Source organism: Deferrisoma camini S3R1, from assembly GCF_000526155.1.
GTDB lineage: Bacteria > Desulfobacterota > Deferrisomatia > Deferrisomatales > Deferrisomataceae > Deferrisoma > Deferrisoma camini.
The window spans coordinates 1,686,603-1,709,835 of the sequence record NZ_JAFN01000001.1; the positions used below are offsets into that span (position 1 = coordinate 1,686,603).

Consider the following 23,233-nt stretch of genomic DNA (forward strand, 5'->3'; position numbering starts at 1 on the left):
AAGAACGGACGCAAGTCCCCCGAGCGGCTCCCAGCAGCTCGATGGCCGGGGCCGTCCGAGAGCCCTGCTTCCTTCTCGGGAATCGGACTCGGAAGCGGTAAGGATACCCGAAACCGCGGCACGGGCGCCACGGCGAGGCGCATGGATGAGGGATGGAGAAAGGGGCGGGTCAGGCGGCGGCCGAGGACTTCTTCTCGTTCTCCTCCAGGCTTCCGGAGCTCGACGCGGTCGCCAGCCGGCGGCTCTCGGCGTTGATCCGCCGGGAGATGCCGAGGAGGGTTCGGTAGTCGCACGACACGATGTCGAGCAGGGTCTCCCGCTTGAACTCCTCGGCCCCGTCGCGCCCCTCGTACCCGGCCGCGCGGAGCATGAGGAAGTGCTCGTCCGAGATGTCGGTGGGGATCCCCATGGCCTCGACCGCCTTGCGGAACCGGCCGCACTCCTCCAGCAACCGGACGAAGCTGCGGCCCTGGAGCCCGATGTCCAACCGGGGCCACAGGGAGGGGGGCTTGTACAGGACGTACTCGTACTCCATGGCCGACGGGATCACCGACTCCTCGAACTCGAACCCGAACCGTTCCTTCTCGGTGTACCACCGGCTGTGCTTGAACGGACCCGGAGGGGTCACCATGACCGAGTCCGGCTGGAACTCGCGCAGCAGCTCGAGGTTCGCCTCGAACACCTCCTGGTCGGTCACCCCCTCCACGAGGGGCGTGGGATAGATCAGGGCCAGCGACACGTCGATGTGGATCCCCGTGCGGGCCTCGGCCTCCCGGATGGCCCGGGCCGTGGCCACCAGTTCCGAGCGGGTGACGCCCTTGTTCATCACCTGGTCGTTGATCCGGTCGTGGCCGGTCTCCCCGCCGATGAACACGGCCCGCAGCCCCGAGCGCAGCATCACCTCGTACTGGCGGACCGTCCGCTCGAACACCTCGGGCCGGGCGGCGTTCCGCACGGCCCGGCTCCCCATGCCGTAGACGACCTGGAGTCCGGCGTCCAGGATGCCCTCGGCGATCCGGGCGCCGAAGGCCGGCGGCGTGTCCGAGCCGGCGAACCGGAAGATACCGATGCCCTGGGCCACCATGGCCTGCATCTCGGCGATCACGTCCTCCACGGGCCGGGGCGCGTACTTCTTGTAGAAATGGGGGTGAACGCAGAAGTGGCACTTGCCCCAGGGGCAGCCGAGGCTCTCCAGCAGCACGTGGATCCGCACCTTCCCCGGGCGGTCTCCGTACCGGGGAACGGCCTTCTTCACGATCTTCACGGGCCGTTTCCGGCCCTTCCGGATCGTCCCGTCCGGCTCCCGCCACAGCACGTTCTCGAACCTCCGCGACGCCACCGCCTCCAACACCGCCTCCCGGCCCGCTCCGGGCATGGCGTCGATGAGGTCGAGGATCTTGGTCAGCGCGAACTCCCCCTCCCCCCGCACGGCCAGGTCGAAGGGGCTCCGCCGCAGGACCTCCTCCTCGTACAGGGTGGCGTGGTACCCCCCGGCGATCAGCACCACCTCGGGGTCCCGCTCGCGCACGAGCTCGGCGAACCGCCGCGCCCAGCCGAACGCCTCGCCGTACCACAGCTTGACCCCCACGATCGGCACCCCCTCCTCCACCACCCGCCACGCCAGGTCCCGCAGGCGGGCCTCCATGGCCCGCCTCTGGAGGGCGGACTGCACCTCCTGGAGCCCCATGGTCGCCCCACCCAGGACCTTCACCCAGACCGGGGGGGGGCCGTCGCGCCGGGCGCCCAGCAGCAGGCCGTAGGCCGGCCGCAGGAGCCGGGCCACCGGCTTCAGGGTCAGGTCGGCGAAGAACTCGTCGGTGGCCCAGTCCTCCAGCCATACCGAATGGCCCCTGGCCTCGAGATGGGCGGCCAGCACCCCGAGACCATTGTCGAAGAACGTGTCGCTCGCGGACCGGCGCCGGGTGGTGAGGGAGTTCCAAAGGAGGATTCTGGCCATGACGTTGCTCCGCAACGGGTCTCGACGAACGCGTCGTCCTCCCCTTCGGCGGGTTTGGGGCGGAACTTGAGGTTCGTCGGATCAGGGATTCGGGTCCAGCCGAAGCTTGTAGCTTCCGGTCTTGGGGGCCTCTGCCTCCAGGCTCACCCGGCAAGGGACCGGGGCTTCTCCCGCCAGGTTCTCCGGATCCGGGCGGGAGCCCCGGGCCGGCACCACGTGGAGGGTTCGCGCCCGCTCCGCCTCCGACACCCAGGCCAGGCACACCTCGGGTCGAGCCTCGGCCCAGTCCCCCAGGGCCCGGGCCGCTGGGGAGGGCACCCGGCCCTCCCGTCCCAGCACGTGCAGGTATCCCCGGCGGTCGAGGAACCCCCGGTCCCCGGTGATGTAATACCCGCGGTGCCGTGTGACGGCGGTGAGGTCCGGCCGGCGCCAGTACCCCGGCGACACCGTGGGCCCCCTGACCCGGATCGATCCGGGCTCGCCCGGCGGGAGCGGGTTTCCGTCCGGGTCCGTGACCCGGAGGTCCACGGCCCGGGTGGGCCGGCCGGCCGTCTCGAGGATCCACGGTTCCCCGTCCAGGGCGCGGGCGTGCTCATCGGGGTGGAGCAGGCAGACCGGCGGCAGGGCCTCGGCCATGCCGTACCCCTGCTGGAGCACGGGGCCCAACACCTCCAGGGCCTTTCGGATGCGCGGGGCGGGTGCGCCCTCGGTGCCGTAGATCACGGCCCGCAGGCTCGACACGTCCCGCCGCCCGGCCCGGACCACGTCCACGAACTCGGCCAGCATGGTCGGGGTCAGGAAGATCCGGGTCACCCGGTGGGCCTCCACCAGATCCGCTGCCGCATCCGGATCCCAACGGGGCAGGAACACGCTCGTGGCCCCCGAGAGCACGGCCGGCAGGATCAGGGTGGAGCCGGCCGTGGCAAGGGGCACCGCGTGGAGGAACACCTCGTCCGCGCCCACCGGCGAGCGGTTCTCGCGCAGTGCGTGGTACAGACTCGCGCCCCATCCCCTGCCGGTGCTCACGACCCCCTTGGGCTCGCCCGTGGTCCCCGAGGTGAAGTTGATGGTGACCACGGTATCGCGGGCCCGCCGGAGCGGCCGGGGGATCGGGGCGGCCGCCGCCAGGGCGGCCTCGTACTCCCTCCGGTCGCCGGCCAGGGGGTCGAGGTGGACCCGCCTCACGCCGGGAACGGCGTCCCCCCGGGGTCCCAGGTACGCCCGGGCCTGGGTGGCCTCGGCGATCCAGCCCAGCCGATCGTCCCCGGTGCCCGGCGGCACCGGTACGGCCGTGGCGCCGAGCCACAGGCATGCCAGCCGGGCCTCCACAAAGGCGGGGTCGTTGGGCAGGTCCAGAAGAATCCGGTCCCCCACCGAGATCCCGGCCCCGGCCCACGCGCCCGCCAGGCGCGCCACCCGTTCCCCCAGGCCGGCGTAGGTGACCCCGTCGGGGAACGCGGGGCGTCCGGCGTTGCGCCGGAGGGCGGGCCGCAGCAGGCGGTGGGGCAGGCCCGCCGCCCGGATGACGGCCAGGCTCAGGAGGGTTCGGAGGTCTCGCACCGTTCCCTTCCCTGGGCCTCGGCCCAAACCCGAAACGCAGCCACGTCGGCAAACCCGTGGACCCGGGCGAACGCATCCGCCTCGGAGGGCGCCGCCCGGGCGAGGGCCCCGCCCTCCACGGCGAATCGCCATGCCGTGGCCGGATCGAGGCTGGGAAGCCGTTCCTCTCCGCGGAAGAAACCGTGTTCCAGGCGGAAGAAGAACCGCCCCAGACCGAACATCCGGTCGCTCTCGCGCATGGCCCGGTCGAGGCGTTCCGGAAGCCGGTTGAGATCGAGCTGCAGCGGCACCGCCGGCGCCCCCCTGACCGAGTCGTAGGGCTTCACCTCGCCGAACCGCTCGAACAGGTACAGTCGCTCGTAGAACGGAACGTGCCTCGGGTTCACGGTGATGACCAGATGATCCACCTCCTTCTGCCGGGCGTAGTACAGCACCGCCTGGTGCAGCAGCCAGAACAGCCCCCGGCGTTTCCCCTCCTCGTCGATCAGGAGCCACCGGTACTGGGAGTCCACGGCCAGGGCCGACACCTCGGCCAGCCGGAGTCCCTGCTCCCGGAACCGGTCCAGCTCCTCCTGGTACAGGGCGCTCATGGGAAGCCCCATGCCTCCGGGATCGTCGAAGATGAGGCTCACCGTTCCCAGGATCAGCGTCTCTTCCCGAGCCAGGAACACCAGGGTCGAGGGAACCAGCTGGTGGAGGGTGGCCCGCAGCCCGCTCGGGTGGGGCTCGGCATACCCCATGTCCACGTACACGTCGTGGACCAGCCGAAAGGCGGTCTCGAACTCCGCGGCCTCCTCGGCCACCTTGACGTTGGGCTTCCGGAGGCCCCGGTCCGGGCCCATCCGGATGCTTCGTCGGCGGTCCCTGCGCGGATCCTCGGCGAAGCTGTTCTTGGGGCCGGGACTACCCCCCATGGATGGCTCCTCGGGTCACGAACGGCTCCCTCTCCGGCGATCCCCCGACGACCGGATCGAAGGCTCGGGGGCGTGGGGCCTGCCGGGGCGGTCCCCCCCCGCGGCCGCGTCTGGGCCGCGCGCGCCACACCCTAACAAAAACCTTGACATAAAACCGAACCCAAAAATTGTTTTCCTATAGACAATCCGCCTCCCCGCCGGTACCCTTACCCACCACGCCGCGCCTCTCCCAGGTGTTCCCTTTCCGGGACGCGTCGCGGCCCGGCGTTTCGAAAGGGTGCCCCCTCGTCGGGCACCGAGGGAGTTTTTGGGGATCCGGGCGCTTGTCGGATCCGGCACAAGACGTGCATACTTCGCGCCCCTGACTCCACGGGCCCATGCCCCATCCATATTTGTTCTCCAGGAGGCCTCCCCATGATCTCCACGGCGTGCCGTCGCGCGGAAGACTTCGTTCGGGTCTCGCGGTCCCAGGACTCGGGCGCGGTCGATCCCGGGCCGTTCACGTTCGCCCAGGCGTCCCGATGGTCTGAAGTTCGGGGCGCCTTTTCTCTGCTGTACCGAAACTACCTGTCCCGAGGCCTGATCCCCCCCGACGGGGTGGGCCTGCGGTACACCCATTTCAATCTCCTGCCGGAGTCGGCCACCTTCGTGGCGTCGGACGGGGGCCGGGTGGTGGCCACCTTCTCCCTGATCCCCGACACCCGTTCGTTCGGTCTCCCCATGGACACCCTGTACGCCGAGGAACTGGCCGCCCTCAGGCCGGGCCGACGGCCCGCCGAGATCTCCGGTCTGGCCGTGGCCCCTTCCTACGAATCGGTGACCCTGCTCCTGATCTTGAACCTGGTGAGGATGATGTACGCCTACGCCCAGCGTACGGGCATCACCGATCTGGTGGTCGCCTGCCATCCCCGCCACGCCCGGCTCTACACCCGGTTGTTCCGGTTCGAGGAGCTGGGCCCCCTGCGCACCTACCGGGCCGTGAACGACGCCCCGGCGGTGGCCCTGCGCCTGGACATCGAGACCGCGGAAGAGCGGTACCGACAGGCATTCGGCGAGGGGCAGGGCCTCCACGGATTCCTGTTCCGGCAGCAGGCCACGGAGCTCCCCTGGATCCCCCTGCGGGTGGGAGCCATGGACACCGATGCGGTTCGCCAACTGCTGACCCTGCGGCCGGAGATGCTGGACCTCCTCGAGGCCGGAGAGCCCGGGCTGGCCGCCCGCATCTCGGGCTGGGCCGTGCCCACCGCCCGCCGGTTCCTGGAGAACGCGCCCACCCCCGGCTGGTTCCCGGCCTTCGTGCCCGCCTGACCCGATCCTCAGGGCGAGGGCAGGCACAGGTAGGGCCGAACCGCCGCCAGGGTCTTCGGCCCGATCCCCCGCACCTCCACCAGCTCGTCCACCGACCCGAACCCGCCCCGTCGGTCCCGCTCGGCCACGATCTGTGCGGCCCGCACCGGGCCGATGCCGGGAACGGCCGTGAGGTCCTCAGGGGTGGCCCGGTTCAGATTCAGCGGAACCCCCCGGAGGAGCCCCTCCCAGCCGCCGCCGGTCGGGCCGGCCGGAACGACGGCGGGGTGCGGCCGGACCGGGCCCCGCACCGTCCACCCGACGGCTCCGGACACCGCGGCCAGCACCAGCAGGCCGACCGCCCAACGCCCGCTCGGGGGTTCCGGCCTCACCCCGCGGGTTCCCACGGCACCACCACCTCGTCGGCCTTGACCCGGACCCACCCCCGGCGGGTCACCCGCAGATCGGGCAGAAAGTCGCACGAGAGGAACAACAGGGTGTAGTTGGGGTCCGAGTGGGCGTACCCCCCGGCCTCCATGGCCCGCTGGAACGCCGAGGCAGCCTCGGCCGCAGGCCCGAACGGGCCGGGCATCTGGATGCCGGCCAGGGGCAAGGGGAACTCCTCCACCCGACCGTTTCCGAGCAGCACCACGATCCCCCCGCCCAGGGCCCGCAGCCGGCCCAGGGCGTCGGCCATGGCGGCCGGATCCTGGCCGGCCACCACCAGACCCCCGTTGGTGGTGTACGAGCTGGCCACGGCCCGCAGCCCCTCGCCCAGCCCCAGGACCACACCGCGGCTGATCCACGAACCGGTCCGGTCCGTCAGCGCCACCACGTGGGCGTCGCCGGCCCGGGGCCACCGCCCCGCGCCCCGGCGCGTCAACGGCACCGGCTCCTCCCGGGTGATCACGGCGTTCACCAGGCGCCCGGCCGGAAAGGGGTCCGGCACCTCCCCCGGCAACAGGAACCGATCGGGGCCCCAGACCGGCACCCGGGGCTCCGCCCCGGCGTAGGCGCTCTCCCAGGGGAAGACCCTGCTGGGCGGGGGCACCGTCAGACGGCCGTCCCGCGCCACCACCCGTCCGCCCACGATCACGACGCAGGGGGTGGGGTCCGAGAGGTCCCGCAGGAGGTTCATGTCGGCCAGGCGGCCGGGGGCCACGGCGCCGAGGTCGTCGTCCAGGCCCAGGAACGCGGCGGCGTTGCGGGTGGCCAGCACGTAGGCCGTGCCCGAGGGAACCCCGGCCGCGAGCGCCTCCCGGATCAGGTGGTCGGTCAGGCCCTTTCGGGCGATCTGGTGGGCCTTGGCGCCGTCCGTGGTCAGGGTGATCCGGTCGAGGAACCGGGTCCGGCCAAGTGCCGGCAGGAGCTCCTCCAGGTCCTCCCGGAGGCTCGAATGGCGAAGCAGCACCCAGAGCCCCTGCCGCAACCGCTCCAGGACCTCGTCCGCGGTGATCGCCTCGTGGCACGAACGAAGCCCTGCCGCAGCCAGTGCGGGCAGCCGGCGACGGCTCGCCCCTGCCGTATGGCCGTCCGCGAACCGGCCCCGGCCCCGCGCGCCTTCGATCAGCCGCAGGAGTCGACGCGCCCGGTCCGGCCGGAGGAGGTCCGTCCACCGGGTCATCTCGCCGGCGGCCACGAACTCGGGCATCCCGAGCATCCCCAGCACGGCCTCCTCCGAGAACACCTCGGCCTCCTGGGGAAACCACGACTGGCTCGCGATGCGGGCCACCCAACGGATCCGGCCCAGGCTCGCGTCGGTCAGCGCGGCCGCCAGGGCTCCGAACGCCTCGGCACCCAGGGCCAGGTACAGGAGGAGGTTGTCGTACACCAGGAACGTCGTACCCCGGCACACCGCGGCCTCGGCCAGGGACAGGGGGTTGTGGAACGGCCAGGGGTGGGTGTGGGGCTCGATGTAGCCGGGCACGATGGTGAACCCGCGCGCGTCGATCCGGACCGTGGCGTCCCCCATGGGCCCCTCCCACGGGCCGACCCGGGCGATCCGGTCTCCGCACACGGCCACGTCCGCCTCGAAAACCTCGCCGGTGAACGCGTTCCAGACCCTGCCCCCCCACACCAGCAGATCCGGCGCGTCCAGCCCTTGGGCGACGCGGATCAGGCGCCAGCGCAGATCGGGATCGCATCGAACCATTCGGAAACTCCGTGGGGAAAACCGGCCGGTAGCATCTGCATCAACCCTGCAGCTTCCGCTGGAAGGCTGGGAGGCTTCCCAGTGACTTCGGTCTACGGTCGTCGGTCTACGGTCGTCGGTCTGGGGCCTTCGGCCCGCTAGGCGGCCGGGCAGCTAGGCAGTTGGGCGGCTCTCGGATCGCGCCAAAGCTCGGGGGCACGGGTCTGGCAATATTTTCGTTGGGATCTGTCAAAAAACGGATTCCTCACCCTTACGGTCCACCGCCCCCCGCCGTCCACCTCGGGCACAGCTCGGGGGACGACAGACCCTCCAGGCACAGCAACCTGCGGTAGTGCCGAACCACCCCGCCGACGTCCTGGAACACGTCGAGCAGGGTTCCGTCCGAGCACCGCAGGCACGCCTCGGGCTGGCACGAGAACGTGGAGGCCGTGTGCTTGGCCGCCAGGCCCTCGGCAGCGGTCCACACCCGGCCCCGGCCCCGTTCCAGCACCTCCACCCGGCCCACCCGGCCCAGCACGATCCGCCCCCGGTCCTGACCCAGGGTGGCCACGCACTCGATCCGGTCCCCCGCCCGGAACGCGTGCCGGTCCTGGGCCGAGCGGGACACTTTGAGGTACACGGGCGCGTCGATCCGGGTCCAGTCGAGATGAGCCCCGGCCAACACCACCAGGAACCCCTGATACCGCACCCGGGTCCCCGCGTCCACTTCGCGCACGAAGCTGGGCTTGACCTCGGCCACCTCGCCGGTCACCTCCACCCGCCGGCCGACGGTCTCGTCGAACCACGCCTCGAACGCCTCGAGCTCCCGGCGGTAGTCCAGCCACTGCCCCGGCGTGAGCAGGAGCCGGGGTTGTTGGTGCACCTTCTCCTCGTCGTACTCGCGGCACCCCCGGCACAGCCGGCCCACGTGGCGGAACCTGCGTTTGCAGGGTTTGCCCTTCTCGAGACGGCGGCACCGCCACCGGAAGTAGATGCACCCCCTCGGAAAACAGCGCTTCTCGCGCAGCACGTGATAGGGGCTCACCATGCCGGCGAAGTCCTGGTGGGCCAGGTGGTCGCAGGCGAACACGCCCACCCGCTTCCAGGGGTTCGAAAACCGCTGCGCCCGCCGCATCGTCGCGAGTCTCCCAGGGGACCGGCGTCCCGGTTTCGTTCCGTCACGAGACGCCGGCCAGTCTACCCGGGGCGGCCCGCCAGGGCCAGGAGGGGTTGCAACCGGGGTCGGGAGAGCGTAGGGTACGCGCCTGAATCTCCATTCAGCCAAGAACGACGCGAGGTTCGAGGGGGCTCCCCCCTACAGGAGGACGTGCATGAAGCGTTGGACCGTGTGGGCGGCGGCGGTATGCGTGTGGATTGCGGCGGCCGGGGCGCCGGTGCGTGCCCAGGAACCAGCCCAGACTCCCCTCCGGCTGGACCTGCCGGCTGCGGTGTCCATGGCCATGGAACGAAACCACGAGGTGCTCCGGGCCCGGGAGCGGATCCGGCAGCTGGAGGGCCGGATCACCGAGGTCAAGAGCCAGGCCTACCCCCGCCTGGGGCTGGAGGCGGCCTACCGCCGCAGCTACGACGAGAGCTTCCTCGATCTGTTCGACGGGTTCATCCCCCCGGAGGAGGTCGATTTCTACTCCCTCAAGGGCACCCTGGACCAGATCCTGTTTTCGTGGGGACGGGTGTCCACCGCCATCGAGATCGCCCGGGTCGCCCGGGAGCAGGCGAGGTGGCAGCAGGAGGCGGTGGAGCGGGACGTGAAGCTCCGGGTCCACGAGGCGTTCTACGACCTGCTGCTGGCCCGACGCCTCGTGGAGGTGGCCGAGGAGACCCTCGCCCAGAAAAAGCGGCACCTCGACGTGGCCCGCAAACGGTTCCAGGCCGGCGTGGTCAACGAGTTCGAGGTGGTCCGGGCCCGGGTGGCCGTGGCCAACGCCCGCCCCCCGGTGATCCAGGCCCGGAACCGGGTTCGGCAGGCCGTGGCCAAGCTCAACAACCTGCTGGCCCGCCCCCAGGACGCCCCCCTGGAACCCCAGGGCGAGCTGGATCAGCCGCCGCTGCCGGTGCGGGACCTCTCGGCGGTGATCGAGCGCGCCTGGGAACGCCGGCCGGAGCTGCAGGCCCTGGTCCAGGCCCGGGACCTGGCCCAGAAGAACCTGACCCTGGCCCGGGCCGAGGACAAGCCCACCGTGGGGCTGAGGGCCGAGTACGGGTTCGCGACCCAGGAGTGGGACCGGCTGGACTTCCGCCGCGAGCAGTGGTCGGTTGGGGTGCAGATGACCTGGCCGTTCTTCGATTCGGGCAAGACCCGGGGGAAGATCGCCCAGGCGCGCAGCCAGCTGCGCGACGTGCAGATCGCCCTGGACCAGAGCCGCCAGGGCATCGCCCTGGAGGCCAAGGTGGCCCTCGACGCCGTGGAGGAGGCGGAGAAGATCATCGAGGCCGCGGGCCACAACATCGAGCAGGCCCGCAGGGCCCTGGAGCTGGCCGAGGCCTCGTACCGGTACGGGGTGGGGACCACCCTGGACGTGACGGACGCGGAACTGGGCCTCACCGCGGCCCGCACCGACCACGCCCGGGCCCTAAGGGACTACCTGGTCGCCCGGGCCCGGGTGCTGGCCGTGATGAACGATCTGTGAGCCAACGTCGTTAGAAGGCTGGGAGGCCAGAAAGCTGGAAGGCTAAATGCAGTGCCTCCCGCGTCCGGACCGCGGAATGGTATCCATCTGTACGGAACTGTGATGAAACCAGCTCCCGTGTCTTGTGCCTGCGCGGCGAATCTCTACGCCCGGCTTCGCGCCCGGCCGGAAGCAGGCCCCATGCCCGCCGCCGGCGATGGCCCCGAACCAATGGAAGTTACCCTCGCTCCCCCGGCCCCGCAGGGTCCCGGGGGAGCGAGGGTGGCGGGCCCGCAACTTTTCCTTGAGTTTCGGGTATCCGCTGCCTCCCCCGTCCGAAAACCCGAAAACGGGCGTCCTTACCGGAGAGTTTCATGGCGCTTTTCCACGAGGTGTCGGCCGTCGGTCAGGACATGCTGGCCGAGATCGGCGCGATCTGGCCCTACTTCGCCCTGGGGGTCGCCCTCGAGGCGTGGATCCGCACCAAGAAGTGGCACCTGAAGATCCGGCGGGCCCTGACCCGGTACGGCCCGTGGGCCGTGGTGGTGGCCACCGTGCTGGGCATCGTGAGCCCCCTGTGCGCCTGCGGCATCCTGCCTCTCACCATCAGCCTGATCCTGGGCGGGCTCCCCCTGGCCCCGGCCATGAGCCTGCTGGTCGCCTCTCCCCTCATGAGCCCAGCGGGCTACACCCTGGCGGTGAAGAACCTGGGCCCGTTCTGGGCCAACGCCGAGCTCGCCGCAGCCGTGTTCATGGGCTTGTTCGCCGGCGGGGTGACCCACTGGTTCGAGACGAGGGGGCTGCGCCTAGAGACCCTGTTCCGCAAAGAGCTGCCCAAGGGCAACTTCCACGACCCGGACTACCCCGAGGAGATCCTCCGCTGCCACTGCAACGAGATGCTCAGCAAGCGGGTGGAGGCGCGCGGCGGCAACCCGCTGCTCGTGTTCCTGGCGAAGGCATGGGAGGGCGGGGTCAAGGTGGGGAAGTACGTGTTGATCGGGGTGCTGATCGAGGTGCTCGCCCGCCGCTACGTACCCAACGAGTGGATCGACCGGCTCCTGGTCTCGGGAGACCCTCTGGCGGTGCTGGGGCTCACCCTGGCCGTGGTGCCCCTCCACATCACCCAGATCACGGCCTCGGCCATCCTGTTCGGGTTCAGCGACCTGGCCATCTCCCGCGCGGCCGGCATGGCGTTCCTGGTGGGGGGGCCGGTCACGGCGCTGCCGGTGATGGGGGTGTTCCTCACCTTGTTCAAGCCCAAGATGTTCGCCCTGTACCTGGGGCTGTGTCTCGTCGGCACCCTGATCGTGGCCACCGCGTTCCAGGCCACGGCGTGGCTCGGAATCTGAAATTTCGTCTTTACACAAAGGGCTTTCGCTGTTACCCTTTCGCTCTTCGCTTCGAGGCACTCCGAAGTGGGCCGTTCGCCCACTTTTTTCGTTTTGGCGCGGCCATGCAGAAAAGTCCCAAGGAAATCGAGATCCAGGAGCTCCTGGCCCCGGTGGTCGAGGACGCGGGATACGAGGTGGTGGACCTGCGGCTTCGGACCGAGGCGGGCCGGCTGGTGCTGCGCCTCCTGGTGGACCGGCCCGGCGGGATCACGCTCGACGAGTGCGCCCGCCTCAGCCGGGAACTGAGTGCCCACATGGACGTGGCCGACCCCATCCGGGGGGCCTACGTGCTGGAAGTGTCCAGCCCGGGGATCCGCCGCCCCCTCACCCGGCCCGAGCACTTCGAGCGGTTCGTGGGGGAGCGGGTCGTGGTGAAGACCACCGAGGCGTTGGGAGGCCGCAAGACGTTCCGCGGCGTCAACCGGGGCCTGGGCGAGGACCAGACGGTCCTGGTGGAGGACGACTCCGGGGCCACGACGCGGATCCCGTTCGCGTCGATCCGGGAGGCGAACCTCGACCCGGAGATCCGGTTCTGACCGGCGGCCAGACACGCTAAAGACACCGAACCAGCGGGGACACCATGAAAGACCTGAACCGAGTCATCGACCAAGTGGTCCGGGAGAAGGGCATCGACCGGGAGGTGCTGATCGACGCCCTGGAGCAGGCCATGGCCACGGCCGCCCGGCGGCAACTGGGCAACCGAGAGATCGAGGCCCAGTTCGACGAGGAGACCGGCCGCGTCCAGATCTTCGAGTACATGACCGTGGTGGAGGAGGTGGAGGACTCCTACACCCAGATCAGCCTGCAGGAGGCCCGGGAGAAGTACGACCCCGAGTGCGAGGTGGGCGACGAGCTCGGCATCCCCCTGGAGCTCGGCGAGATGGGCCGGATCACGGCCCAGGTGGCCAAGCAGGTGATCATCCAGAAGGTCCGGGAGGCCGAACGGGAGCTGATCTACAGCGAGTTCATCGACCGCCGCGGCGAGATCATCAACGGCATCGTCCAGCGGTTCGAGCGCGGCGACATCATCGTGAACCTGGGGCGCACCGACGCGGTGCTGCCCCACGCCGAGCAGATCCGAAGCGAGAACTACCGCCAGGGCGACCGGATCCGGGCGCTGCTGCTCAAGGTGCAGAAGGAGTCCCGGGGACCGCAGCTGGTCCTGTCGCGGACCCATCCGGATTTCGTGAAGAAGCTGTTCGAGGCGGAGGTGCCCGAGATCCGGGAGGGCGTGGTGGAGATCCAGGCCTGCGCCCGCGACCCGGGCGAACGGGCGAAGATCGCCGTGGTCTCCCACGATCCGGACGTGGACCCGGTGGGCGCCTGCGTCGGCGTGCGCGGGAGCCGGGTCCGAGCCGTGGTCCAGGAGCTCCGTGGCGAACGGATCGACATCGTGGTGTGGAACGAGGAGCCGGCCATGTTCGCGGCCAACGCCCTCTCCCCCGCGCAGATCTCCCGGGTGCTGGTGGACGAGGAGCGGCACGTCATGACCGTGATCGTGCCGGAGGACCAGCTGAGCCTCGCCATCGGCCGAAGGGGCCAGAACGTGAAGCTCGCGGCGAAGCTCATGGGGTGGCGGCTCGACATCATCACCGAGCAGGAGGCCCGACGCCGAGAGGAGGAGCGGGGCAAGATCTTGCGTCTTCCCGGCATGGACCCCCTCAAGGTGGCCCTGCTCGGCCGGATCGACGTGCACTCGCTGGAGGATCTGTCCGAGATCCCGGTCCCCAAACTGTGCGAGGCCCTCGGCCTGGACACCGAAGAGGCCGAGGCCCTGCGGGACGCGGCCAAGAAGGCCTTCGAGGCCGAGCTGATCGCCGCCACGAGCGAGGCCGCTACGGAGCGGACCGAAGGGGGGCCCGAGGAGGCGGGTCCGGGGGCCCCACCCGCGGGTGAGGAATCCGAACCGGCCGAAGAATCCGAACAAGAGGACGAAGAAGACGAGGAGCGGGCCGAGCACGGCGCCTCGGCCCCGGACCTCCCCCCGGCCGACTGAGCCGGCCCGAGGAACCGAAGGGTAGCGCCCCCGGGGCGCATGACACGATCTGTCCCTGGCAGGAAGGCGGGAATGGCGAAGATCCGCGTATTTGAAGCCGCGAAGAAGCACGGTGTGGAGGTTCAGGCCTTGCTGGGCGCCTTGACCGACCTGGGCGTCAAGGTCCGAAGCCACCTTTCGCCCGTGGACGAGGCCGACCTCGAGAAGGCGCTGGGCACCCTGGGCGCGGGGCAGACGCCCGAGGCCGAGGCCGCCACGGCGCCGAAGCCGGCGAAGGTGGTGCGCCGCCGCCGAAAGAAGGAAGAGACCCCGCCGCCGGAGGAACCGGCGACCGAGGCCGAAGCGGCCGGTGTGCCTGCGGAGAAACCGATTTCGGAACCCCGGGAGGAGGGCGAGGCCGCCCCTGCCGAGGCGGAGGCGCCCCCACCGGCGGAGCCCCCCGAACCCGCGGGGGAACCCACGGCTCCGGAACCGGAGCCCGCCCCGCCCGCCGAGGAGCCGTCGAAGGAGGCCGAGGTCCCTGCCGAACCCGAGGCCGGCGAGCCCGCGGCGGAAGAGGGCAAAGAGCCGGCCGAGGGGGAGGAGAAGTTCAAGCTCAAGGTGGTTCGGTTCATCCACCACCTCCCGGAGCAGCCCACCCCACCGCCCTCGTACCAGATGTCCAAGGAGGAGCGGGAGGCGTCGAAGGCGGCCCGCAAGGCCCGCAAGGGCAAGAAGGGCAAGAGGGCCAAGCGGGAGGTCCACGCCAGGCCCCAGCGCAAGGCGGCCCCCCAGGCCCCCAGCACGGTGGCGCCCAAGGCCCAAAAACGCCGGATCCGCATCGGCGAGGTGATCACGGTCTCGGACCTGAGCCAGCGGATGGGCGTGAAGGCCACCGAGCTGATCCGTCAGCTGATGGGGCTCGGGGTCTTGGCCACCATCAATCAGACCATCGACGTGGAGACCGCGGCCCTGGTGGCGTCGGAGTTCGGGTACGAGGTCGAGAGCTACCAGGTGGGCGAGGAGGAGATGCTGGCCCAGAGCGAGGACCGGCCCGAGGACCTCGAAGCCCGGCCCCCCGTCGTCACCGTCATGGGCCACGTGGACCACGGGAAGACCTCGCTGCTCGACGCCATTCGCGAGACCCGGGTCGCCGACCGCGAGGCCGGCGGGATCACCCAGCACATCGGCGCCTACGAGGTGGAGACCAGCCGGGGCAAGCTGGTGTTCCTCGACACGCCGGGGCACGAGGCGTTCACCGCCCTGCGGGCCCGGGGCGCCAAAGTCACCGACATCACGGTGCTCGTGGTGGCGGCGGACGACGGCATCATGCCCCAGACCATCGAGGCCATCGACCACTCCAAGGCGGCCGGGGTGCCCATCATCGTGGCCGTCAACAAGATGGACAAGCCCGATGCCGACCCCGAGCGGGTCAAGCGTCAGCTCACCGAGCACGGGCTGGTGCCAGAGGAGTGGGGAGGCGACGTGATCTGCGTGCCGGTGTCGGCCAAGAAGCGCGACGGCATCGACGATCTGCTCGAGATGATCGCCCTTCAAGCCGAGCTGTTGGACCTCAAGGCCAACCCCAACAAGCCCGCCCGCGGCGTGGTGATCGAGGCCCGGGTGGACCGCGGCCGGGGGCCCGTGGCCTCGGTGCTGGTGCAGGAGGGTACCCTCAAGGTGGGCGACGTGGTCCTGGCGGGCCACCACTACGGCCGGATCCGGGCCCTGATCAACGACCAGGGCAAGCGGGTCAAGCAGGCCGGGCCGTCGATCCCGGTGGAGGTCCTGGGCCTCGGCGGAGTGCCCACCGCCGGCGAGGCGTTCCAGGTGGTGGAGAGCGAGCGGGTGGCGAAGCAGATCGCCACGCGCCGCGCCGAGAAGGCCCGGCAGGAAGAGATGGCGAAGACCAGACGGGTCAGCCTGGAGGACCTCCACGCCCAGCTCGCCCAGGGCGAGGTGCAGGACCTCAACCTCATCATCAAGGCCGACGTGCAAGGCTCGGTGGAGGCCCTCACCAAGGCCCTGGAGGAACGATCCACCGACGAGGTGCGGGTCCGGGTGATCCACGGGGCCGTCGGCGGGATCACCGAGAACGACGTGAACCTGGCCACGGCGTCCCACGCGATCATCATCGGGTTCAACGTGCGGCCCGAGTCCAAGGCCTCCCAGCTGGCCGACCAGCAGGGAGTGGACATCCGTCTGTACAACGTCATCTACGACGCCATCGACGACCTGAACAAGGCCGTGCAGGGGCTGCTCGCGCCGACCATCGAGGAAAAGGTGCTGGGACGGGCCGAGGTGCGGCAGCTGTTCCGGGTGCCCAAGGTTGGCACCGTGGCCGGATGCTACGTCACCGAGGGCGTGGCCCAGCGATCGGCCCGGGTGCGGCTGCTGCGGGACAACGTGGTGGTGTACGAGGGCACCCTGGCGAGCCTCAAACGGTTCAAGGACGACGTGCGCGAGGTGCGTGAGGGCATGGAGTGCGGCCTGTCCATCCAGAACTACAACGACATCAAGGAGGGCGATGTGGTGGAGTTCTTCGTGGTGGAGGAGAAGGCCGCAGACGAGGCCTAGCCCCCCATGGTGATCGGAGTGGCCCGGTTCGACCTGTACATTCCCGAGGCCCACAGCCTCAAGGAGAAGCGCTCCGTGGTGCGCCGGGTGGTGGACCGGGTGCGCAACCGGTTTCCGGTGAGCGTGGCAGAGGTGGACAGCCTCGACCTGCACCAGCGGGCCACGATCGGGTTCGCCGTGGTCTCGGGGTCGGCTCCCCTGGCCGACCGGGTGCTGGAAGGGGTGCTCCAGTTCGTGGAGGATCAGCACCTGGCCCAGATCCTGACCGTGGACCGGGAGATCCTGCATTTTTGATTCGGGGGCGGTTCCCCATGCCGAGAGATTGCCGGGGGCGGGAGACGGAGGGCCTCGGCCCTTCTCGCCTTTCAGCCTTCCACCAACCTGGCGACAAAACAGGCTCGTTTCCTTGGTGGGTGGGGGCAAGGAACCTACCTCCGGCCGGGCGCGAAGCCGGGCATCGGGATTCGCCGCGCAGGCACAAGACACGAGAGTTGGTTTCATTCCAACTCGGTAGAATACGTATCGTTTCGTAGTCCGAACGCCGGAGGCGCTGCGCGGCGAACTGAGGGGCCGCGCCCGGCTCTCCGGCAGGTCCCTTGCCCCCTTCGCGTGTATGTTCGTCGCCGGTTTCATAGCCTTTACAGGAGCCATCCATGGAATCACGGCGGACCCAGCGGGTGGCCGACCTGCTCCATCACGAGATCGCGTGGGTGCTCCAGCGGGAGATCAAGGACCCGCGGGTGGGATTCGTGACCATCACGGGGGTGCGGGTCAGCGCCGACCTGCGCCACGCCCGGGTCTACTACACGGTGCTGGGAGAGGCCCTCCAGCGTTCGGAGACCCAGAAGGGCCTCGACAGCGCCCGGGCCTTCGTGCGCCGGGCGGTGGGTGCCCGCCTGCGGATCAAGGTGGTGCCGGAGCTCAAGTTCGTCTACGACGAGGATTTCGAGCGGGCCCTACGGACCCAGGCCGCCCTGGAGGACGTGCGCGATGCAAAGGAAGACCCGGATCGCTGAGGTGCGCCGGGCCCTCCTCCCGGCCCGGCGGGTGCTCATCGTCTCCCACCGCAACCCCGACGGCGACGCCATGGGGTCCTCGCTGGCGCTGCTGTCGGGCCTGCTGACCCTCGGAAAGACCTGCGAGGTGGTGAACACAGACGGCGTTCCCGCCAACCTGGTGTGGCTGCCCCTGGCCGAACGGGTGGGCATCGCGCCGGAGCGCGGCGACTACGACACGGTGGTGTTCCTGGACTGCGGCAACCCCGACCGGCCCGGCGTGGACCTCGCTCCCCTCCGGGGAGCCCGGTGGATCAACATCGACCATCACCCGGGCAACGGCGAGTTTGGCCACGCCAACCTGGTGGATCCGGCGGCCTGCGCCACGGCCGAGCTGGTCTACGAGGTGCTCGTGGGGCTCCAGGTGCCGGTCGGATTCACCGCCGCGACGAACATCTACACGGCCATCCTCACCGACACGGGTTGCTTCCGGTTCTCCAACTCCAACGCCCGGGCGTTCGAGATCGCCTCGCGGATGGTGGGTCGAGGCGTGGATCCGTCGTGGGTGGCCCAGATGGTGTACGACCAGCAGCCGGTCAACCGCCTGAGGCTTCTTAGCCGGGTGTTGGAGACCCTCGAGCTCTCTCCCCGCGACAAGGCCGCCTGCGTGGTGGTGACCCAGGACATGTTCCGGGCCACCCACACCGGGGTGGAGGACGTGGAGGGGTTCGTGAACTACCCCCGGTCCGTCTGCGGAGTGGAGGTGGGGTTCCTGCTGCGCGAGGAGCCCGACGGCCGGTACCGGGTGGCGTTCCGCTCCAAGGGTCGGGTGGACGTGGCCGAGATCGCCCGGGAGTTCGGCGGGGGCGGCCACCGCAACGCGGCCGGCGCCACGGTGGAGGGGACCGCCCCCCAGATCCGCCAGCGAATCTTCGACCGGGTGGAGGCGGCCTGCGACGAACTGCTCCTGGCAAGGCGCGAGGTGGGATGACGGATCCCCGTTCGGGCCTTCTGGTCTGCGCAAAACCCCCCGGCCCCACATCCCATACGGCCGTGGCGCGGGTCCGCCGCGCCCTGGCCGCCACAAAGGCCGGCCACGCCGGCACGCTGGACCCGTTCGCCTCGGGGGTCCTGCTGGTGGGGCTCGGCCGGGCGACCCGGCTGCTCGAGTACCTGGTGGGCCACCCCAAGGCCTACCGGGCCCGGATCCGGCTGGGCGAGGAGCGCGACACCCTCGACCGCACCGGCCGGATCACGGCCACCGCCCCGGTTCCCGCCCTGACCCCAGGGGAGATCGAACGGCTGCTGCACCGGTTCCGCGGCACCCTCACCCAGATCCCGCCCGTATACTCCGCCGTGAAGGTGGGGGGCCAGGCCTTGCACCGCCGGGCCCGGCGGGGCGAGCGGGTCGAGCCCCCTGCCCGAACCGTGGAGATCCACCGGCTCGACCTGATCACGGTGGACCTGCCCGAGATCGAGGTGGAGGTGGAGTGCTCGGCCGGCACCTACATCCGGTCGCTGGCCCGGGATCTGGGCCGGGCCGCCGGATGCGGCGCGGTCCTGTGGGAGCTCGAGCGGACCCGCTCCGGCCCCTTCTCCTTGGGGGATGCGGTGCCCCTCGACGAGGTGGAGGAGCTGGGGACCGCTGCCTGGGAACGGGTGCTCCCCCCCGAACGCATGGTGGAGGGGCTGCCTCGGGTCGAGGTCGGGCCGGACGAGGCGGCGCGCCTGGCCCACGGAACCGCCGTGGAGTGGGCGGGCCCGCCCCACGACGGGCCGGTGGCTGTGTTCGGCCCTGCCGGCGAGCTCGTGGCAGTGGGCAGGGTCGAGGAGCAGCGCCTGCGGCCCGTGAAGGTGTTCGCCGCCTGACCGCCACCTCGCGCGCTTTACCGAAATCGGCGGTTGTGCTAAAAAGTCATGTTCATGCTCGTACCCGGCCCGGCCGACGGGCCGGATGGTCCCAGGAAACAAGGAAATACCAGGAGGATATTGAAGATGGCCCTCACCCCCGAACGGAAGCAGGAGATCATCGAGCAGTTTCAGACCCACGAAGGGGACACCGGCTCCCCCGAGGTCCAGATCGCGCTCCTGAGCGAGCGGATCAGCTATCTGACCGAGCACTTCCAGCACCACCACAAGGACCACTCGTCCCGCCGGGGACTCCTGAAGCTGGTCGGCCAGCGCCGTCGGCTGCTCGAGTACCTCAAAAAGAAAGACATCGAGCGCTACCGCACCCTGATCGAACGCCTCGGCATCCGCAAGTAGTTCCCTTTTCCTTCCCGTCACGGAGTAGTGCGTTGTTCGACACCAAAACCGTAGAGATCGAACTGGGGGGCAGAACCCTCTCCATCGAAACCGGCCGCATGGCCCGCCAGGCCCACGGCGCCGTGGTGGTGAGCTACGGGGGAACCGTGGTGCTCGTCACGGCCGTGGCCGCCGAGGAAGCCCGGGAAGGAGTGGACTTCTTCCCCCTGACCGTGAACTTTCAGTCCAAGACGTTTGCCGCCGGGAAGATTCCCGGCGGTTTTTTCAAACGCGAGGGCCGGCCGCCCGACTACGACACCCTGGCCTCCCGGCTGATCGACCGGCCGATCCGGCCCCTGTTCCCCAAGGGCTTCCGGTCGGAGACCCAGATCATCGCCACGGTGCTGTCCCACGACTCCCAGAACTCCCCGGACGTGCTCGGGCTGGTGGGCGCGAGCGCGGCCCTGTCCATCTCGGACATCCCGTTCCAGGGGCCGATCGCGGCCGTGCGGGTGGGCTACATCGACGGCGAGTACGTGGTGAACCCCACCCTGGAGCAGCTGGAGCGCAGCCGGCTGAACCTGGTGGTGGCCGGCACCCGCGACGCGGTCACCATGGTGGAGAGCGGCTCCAACATCCTCTCCGAGGAGGAGGTGCTGGGAGCCATCGAGAGGGGCCACGCCGAGATCCGGCGGCTGGTGGAACTCCAGGACCGGCTCGTAGAGCAGGTCGGCAAGCCCAAGCGCGAGATCCCCGAGGCTGCGGCAGACCCCGAGGTGGAGGCCCGGGTGGCCCCGATCTTTGCCGAGCACGGGGTGGCGGCCTACCAGGAGGTCCGGAAGAAGGCCCGGTACGCCGCCTTGCGGCAGGCCAAGCAGATTCTGCTCGAGTCCCTGACCGAAGAGGAGCGGCTGCGGGAGAAGGAGTACCTGGCCGCGTTCGACGAGCTGGCCAAACGGCACGTGCGGCGGATGATCCTGGAGGAGGGTCGCCGCATCGACGGCCGGGGCTTGGCGGACATCCGTCCGATCGACTGCCAGGTGGGCGTGCTCCCGCGCACCCACGGCTCGGCCCTGTTCACCCGGGGCGAGACCCAGGCCCTGGTCGTCACCACCCTGGGCACCTCCAGTGACGAGCAGATGATCGACGCCCTGGAGGGCGAGTACTACAAGCGGTTCATGCTGCACTACAACTTCCCCCCGTTCTCGGTGGGCGAGGCCCGGTTCCTCCGTGCCCCCAGCCGCCGCGAGATCGGCCACGGCGCCCTGGCCGAGCGGGCCCTGGAGCCCCTGCTGCCCGACCAGGAGAAGTTCCCGTATACGATCCGGGTGGTCTCGGAGATCCTGGAGTCCAACGGCTCCAGCTCCATGGCCACCGTGTGCGGCGGCAGCCTGAGCATGATGGACGCCGGCGTTCCCATCGCCCACCCGGTGGCCGGGATCGCCATGGGCCTCATCCTCGAGGGAGACCGGTTCGCCGTGCTGTCCGACATCCTCGGCGACGAGGACCACCTGGGCGACATGGACTTCAAGGTGGCCGGCACCCGCGAGGGCATCACGGCCCTCCAGATGGACATCAAGGTGGGTGGCATCACCACTGAGATCATGCGCCAGGCCCTCGAGCAGGCCCGGCAGGGCCGGCTGCACATCCTGGGCGAGATGGAGAAGGCCATCTCGGCCCCCCGGCCCGACATCTCGCCCCTGGCCCCCCGGATCACGGTGATCAAGATCAACCCCGAGAAGATCAAGGACGTGATCGGCCCGGGCGGGAAGACGATCCGCAAGATCATCCAGACCACTCAGACCACCATCGACATCGAGGACGACGGCACGGTCCAGATCGCCAGCACCAACGAAGAGCAGTGCAAGAAGGCGATCCAGATGATCGAGGAGCTCACCCAGGAGGCCGAGGTGGGCCGGGTGTACGAGGGCATCGTGCGGCGGGTGACCGACTACGGCGCGTTCGTCGAGATCTTCCCGGGCACCGACGGGCTGCTGCACATCAGCGAGATCGACAAGGAACGCGTGAACAAGGTCACCGACTACATGAAGGAGGGCGACACCGTGCCGGTGAAGGTGGTGAGCATCGACCAGACCGGCCGGATCAAGCTCTCCCGCAAGGCGGCCCTGTACCCGGACGAGGCCGGATCGTCGAACGCCCGCCACGACAACGGACGGAACCGGCGCGGCGGCCGACGTTAGACCGGCCTGGATCCCGCCCCAGCCTACAAAAAGGGCAACCCCCGAGGGGGTTGCCCTTTCCCTTCTCACGTCTTGTGCTTTTTGTCCTTTGGCCCGCTTAAAGGCTGGGAAGCTAGGAGGCTGGGAGGCCGTAAGGCTAAAAGACCTCTTTTATCTCCTAAAATTCCAAGCATGCCTGCGTTACTGCATCACACTCCGGGGGCCTGGGGCCTGGGTGGAGCCCCGGCCGTCCAACGAACCAACGCACCCGGAATCTCTCCCGTCTCCAGTTTCTAGTCTCTAGTTTCTAGTTTCTAGTCTCACCGGGCCTCCCGGTCTCACTCCACCGTGTAGGTGAACTCGTCCACGAGCTTCGTGTCGCCCGCCACGACCTTAGCCTTGATCGTGTAGGTGCCCTTGGCCTTGAAGTCCACGTCGGCGCCGAACCCGCCGGACATGGCCATGCACATCACCTTCTGCACGGGCACCTGGGCGCCGCTCGGCCCCTCCACCTTGAACCCGGCCTTGGCGTCGGCCACCGGCTTTCCGTCGGCCCCCTTGACGAACACCATGAGATGGTGGGACTTCATCTTGGACATGTCCATGCCCTTCATGGACATACCCTTCATGCCCTTCATCATCTCCATCTTCTGCTTCATGTCGATCAGGCGGTAGGTGAGCGTGTAGCCGTTCACCTGGGTCGTGCGGATCTCCTTGCCCATCATCGGCATAGACCCCTTCATGTCCATGCCTTTCATCTGCATCCCCTTCATGCCGCCGCCCTGCATGCCGCCGCCGTGGTCCGAGCCGGCGAACGCCGGAACGGAGAGGCTCAGGCTCACCAGGGTCACCAGGGTCCAGATCGTGTGCTTCTTCATGGCGTCTTCTCCTTGGTACTCAGGTTTGGATGGTGCGGGTTCGGGCCTGGAAGGCCCCCTGGCGGCAACCCGCTCCCGCCGGGGGGAACGATCAACACGGCACTGAAATGGGCCTACCGGTCTCTCGCCAATCACCGCCCCTCACAACGCGTCCACGCTCTCCTTGGCGGTGCGGATCTTCACCAGCCGGTTCAGGTTCTGCACGGCCACCACCCCGTCGCCGGGCTGCCCCGTACAGGCCGCCTTCCGGATCGTCTCGACCATCATGCTCTCGTCCTTGTCCGGACAGATCAGCTCCAGCTTGACCATGCGGTTCACCCGCCGGCCGAACTCCATGCTCACCTTGCTCTGGTCGGGATCCTGATTGGGCCCCACGGCCAGCACGTGGGTCAGGGTGGCGTTCACGATGCCGGCCTGGCTCAAGGCGTCGAGCACCTCGTCGGCCCGTTCCACGCGGATGTAGGCTCGGATCAGTTTCATGCGGTGACTCCGTGGTCTGGGCCGCCGGAGGGGCCGG

The 23,233-nt window shown here is 69.7% G+C and carries 19 protein-coding genes and 2 pseudogenes; 13 read left to right on the plus strand and 8 right to left on the minus strand.

Features of this window, described 5'->3' with window-relative positions:
• Positions 1 to 169: 169 nt before the first annotated feature.
• From DEFCA_RS0107455 to DEFCA_RS22180, 3 genes are all read right to left on the minus strand, one after another.
• On the minus strand, positions 170 to 1,957 hold the full coding sequence (locus DEFCA_RS0107455; protein ID WP_025322404.1) for a B12-binding domain-containing radical SAM protein: 1,788 nt from the start codon (positions 1,955 to 1,957) through the stop codon (positions 170 to 172).
• An 81-nt stretch (positions 1,958 to 2,038) separates the two neighbouring features.
• A complete protein-coding gene (locus DEFCA_RS20455; RefSeq protein WP_025322405.1) occupies positions 2,039 to 3,517 on the minus strand; it encodes a class I adenylate-forming enzyme family protein in 1,479 nt (492 codons plus the stop codon).
• Positions 3,493 to 4,431 (minus strand): N-acyl amino acid synthase FeeM domain-containing protein, encoded by a 939-nt coding sequence (locus DEFCA_RS22180; RefSeq protein WP_025322406.1) that lies wholly within the window; start codon positions 4,429 to 4,431, stop codon positions 3,493 to 3,495. Before DEFCA_RS22180 ends, DEFCA_RS20455 begins: the two co-directional genes overlap by 25 nt.
• Before the next feature lie 414 nt (positions 4,432 to 4,845).
• On the opposite strand from DEFCA_RS22180, the gene DEFCA_RS0107470 reads away from it, so the two are divergent.
• Positions 4,846 to 5,739, plus strand: coding sequence for an N-acyl amino acid synthase FeeM domain-containing protein (locus tag DEFCA_RS0107470; protein WP_025322407.1), 894 nt, complete (start codon positions 4,846 to 4,848; stop codon positions 5,737 to 5,739).
• Between the two features lie 8 nt (positions 5,740 to 5,747).
• Here DEFCA_RS0107470 and DEFCA_RS20465 read toward each other — a convergent pair whose 3' ends face one another.
• From DEFCA_RS20465 to DEFCA_RS0107485, 3 genes are all read right to left on the minus strand, one after another.
• Positions 5,748 to 6,110, minus strand: a complete 363-nt coding sequence (locus tag DEFCA_RS20465) for a ComEA family DNA-binding protein (protein ID WP_169709493.1) — start codon at positions 6,108 to 6,110, stop codon at positions 5,748 to 5,750.
• Complete coding sequence (locus DEFCA_RS0107480; protein ID WP_025322409.1) at positions 6,107 to 7,870, minus strand: adenine deaminase C-terminal domain-containing protein; 1,764 nt, start codon at positions 7,868 to 7,870, stop codon at positions 6,107 to 6,109. Before DEFCA_RS0107480 ends, DEFCA_RS20465 begins: the two co-directional genes overlap by 4 nt.
• Before the next feature lie 250 nt (positions 7,871 to 8,120).
• The gene (locus DEFCA_RS0107485) at positions 8,121 to 8,984 is read right to left on the minus strand and encodes a hypothetical protein (protein WP_025322410.1); all 864 of its coding nucleotides are present in this window, start codon (positions 8,982 to 8,984) and stop codon (positions 8,121 to 8,123) included.
• Positions 8,985 to 9,180: 196 nt separating this feature from the next.
• Between DEFCA_RS0107485 and DEFCA_RS0107490 the strand changes: the two genes are divergently transcribed.
• The 12 genes and pseudogenes from DEFCA_RS0107490 (at position 9,181) to pnp (ending at position 21,859) form a co-directional block, all read left to right on the plus strand.
• On the plus strand, positions 9,181 to 10,497 hold the full coding sequence (locus DEFCA_RS0107490) for a TolC family protein (protein ID WP_025322411.1): 1,317 nt from the start codon (positions 9,181 to 9,183) through the stop codon (positions 10,495 to 10,497).
• Positions 10,498 to 10,850: 353 nt separating this feature from the next.
• Positions 10,851 to 11,825 carry a permease gene (locus DEFCA_RS0107495; RefSeq protein ID WP_025322412.1) on the plus strand — a complete coding sequence of 325 codons (975 nt, stop codon included), beginning with the start codon at positions 10,851 to 10,853 and terminating at the stop codon, positions 11,823 to 11,825.
• 104 nt (positions 11,826 to 11,929) lie between these two features.
• Positions 11,930 to 12,403: a ribosome maturation factor RimP gene (gene rimP / locus DEFCA_RS0107500; protein WP_025322413.1), complete on the plus strand. Its 474-nt coding sequence runs from the start codon at positions 11,930 to 11,932 to the stop codon at positions 12,401 to 12,403.
• Positions 12,404 to 12,447: 44 nt separating this feature from the next.
• Entirely contained in the window at positions 12,448 to 13,863 is a 1,416-nt protein-coding gene (gene nusA, locus DEFCA_RS19270; RefSeq protein WP_025322414.1) for a transcription termination factor NusA, read from the plus strand.
• 72 nt (positions 13,864 to 13,935) lie between these two features.
• Positions 13,936 to 14,076, plus strand: a pseudogene (locus DEFCA_RS24740) (translation initiation factor IF-2 N-terminal domain-containing protein); the annotation flags it as partial.
• Positions 14,077 to 14,568: 492 nt separating this feature from the next.
• Positions 14,569 to 16,419, plus strand: a pseudogene (gene infB / locus DEFCA_RS0107510) (translation initiation factor IF-2); the annotation flags it as partial.
• A gap of 6 nt (positions 16,420 to 16,425) precedes the next feature.
• Positions 16,426 to 16,713: a DUF503 domain-containing protein gene (locus tag DEFCA_RS0107515; RefSeq protein WP_025322416.1), complete on the plus strand. Its 288-nt coding sequence runs from the start codon at positions 16,426 to 16,428 to the stop codon at positions 16,711 to 16,713.
• A 359-nt stretch (positions 16,714 to 17,072) separates the two neighbouring features.
• Positions 17,073 to 17,435 carry a 30S ribosome-binding factor RbfA gene (gene rbfA, locus DEFCA_RS0107520; RefSeq protein ID WP_025322417.1) on the plus strand — a complete coding sequence of 121 codons (363 nt, stop codon included), beginning with the start codon at positions 17,073 to 17,075 and terminating at the stop codon, positions 17,433 to 17,435.
• Positions 17,410 to 18,405: a DHH family phosphoesterase gene (locus DEFCA_RS0107525; protein WP_084318933.1), complete on the plus strand. Its 996-nt coding sequence runs from the start codon at positions 17,410 to 17,412 to the stop codon at positions 18,403 to 18,405. The genes rbfA and DEFCA_RS0107525 overlap by 26 nt, the downstream gene beginning before the upstream one ends.
• Entirely contained in the window at positions 18,402 to 19,283 is an 882-nt protein-coding gene (gene truB, locus DEFCA_RS0107530; RefSeq protein ID WP_025322419.1) for a tRNA pseudouridine(55) synthase TruB, read from the plus strand. The genes DEFCA_RS0107525 and truB overlap by 4 nt, the downstream gene beginning before the upstream one ends.
• Positions 19,284 to 19,409: 126 nt before the next feature.
• The gene (rpsO, locus tag DEFCA_RS0107535) at positions 19,410 to 19,679 is read left to right on the plus strand and encodes a 30S ribosomal protein S15 (RefSeq protein WP_025322420.1); all 270 of its coding nucleotides are present in this window, start codon (positions 19,410 to 19,412) and stop codon (positions 19,677 to 19,679) included.
• A gap of 98 nt (positions 19,680 to 19,777) precedes the next feature.
• Entirely contained in the window at positions 19,778 to 21,859 is a 2,082-nt protein-coding gene (pnp, locus tag DEFCA_RS0107540; RefSeq protein WP_245693548.1) for a polyribonucleotide nucleotidyltransferase, read from the plus strand.
• A gap of 317 nt (positions 21,860 to 22,176) precedes the next feature.
• Here the strand turns inward: pnp and DEFCA_RS0107545 are convergent, their stop codons facing one another.
• Positions 22,177 to 22,716: a hypothetical protein gene (locus tag DEFCA_RS0107545; RefSeq protein ID WP_025322422.1), complete on the minus strand. Its 540-nt coding sequence runs from the start codon at positions 22,714 to 22,716 to the stop codon at positions 22,177 to 22,179.
• A 141-nt stretch (positions 22,717 to 22,857) separates the two neighbouring features.
• Positions 22,858 to 23,196, minus strand: a complete 339-nt coding sequence (locus DEFCA_RS0107550) for a P-II family nitrogen regulator (RefSeq protein WP_025322423.1) — start codon at positions 23,194 to 23,196, stop codon at positions 22,858 to 22,860.
• Positions 23,197 to 23,233: the final 37 nt, after the last annotated feature.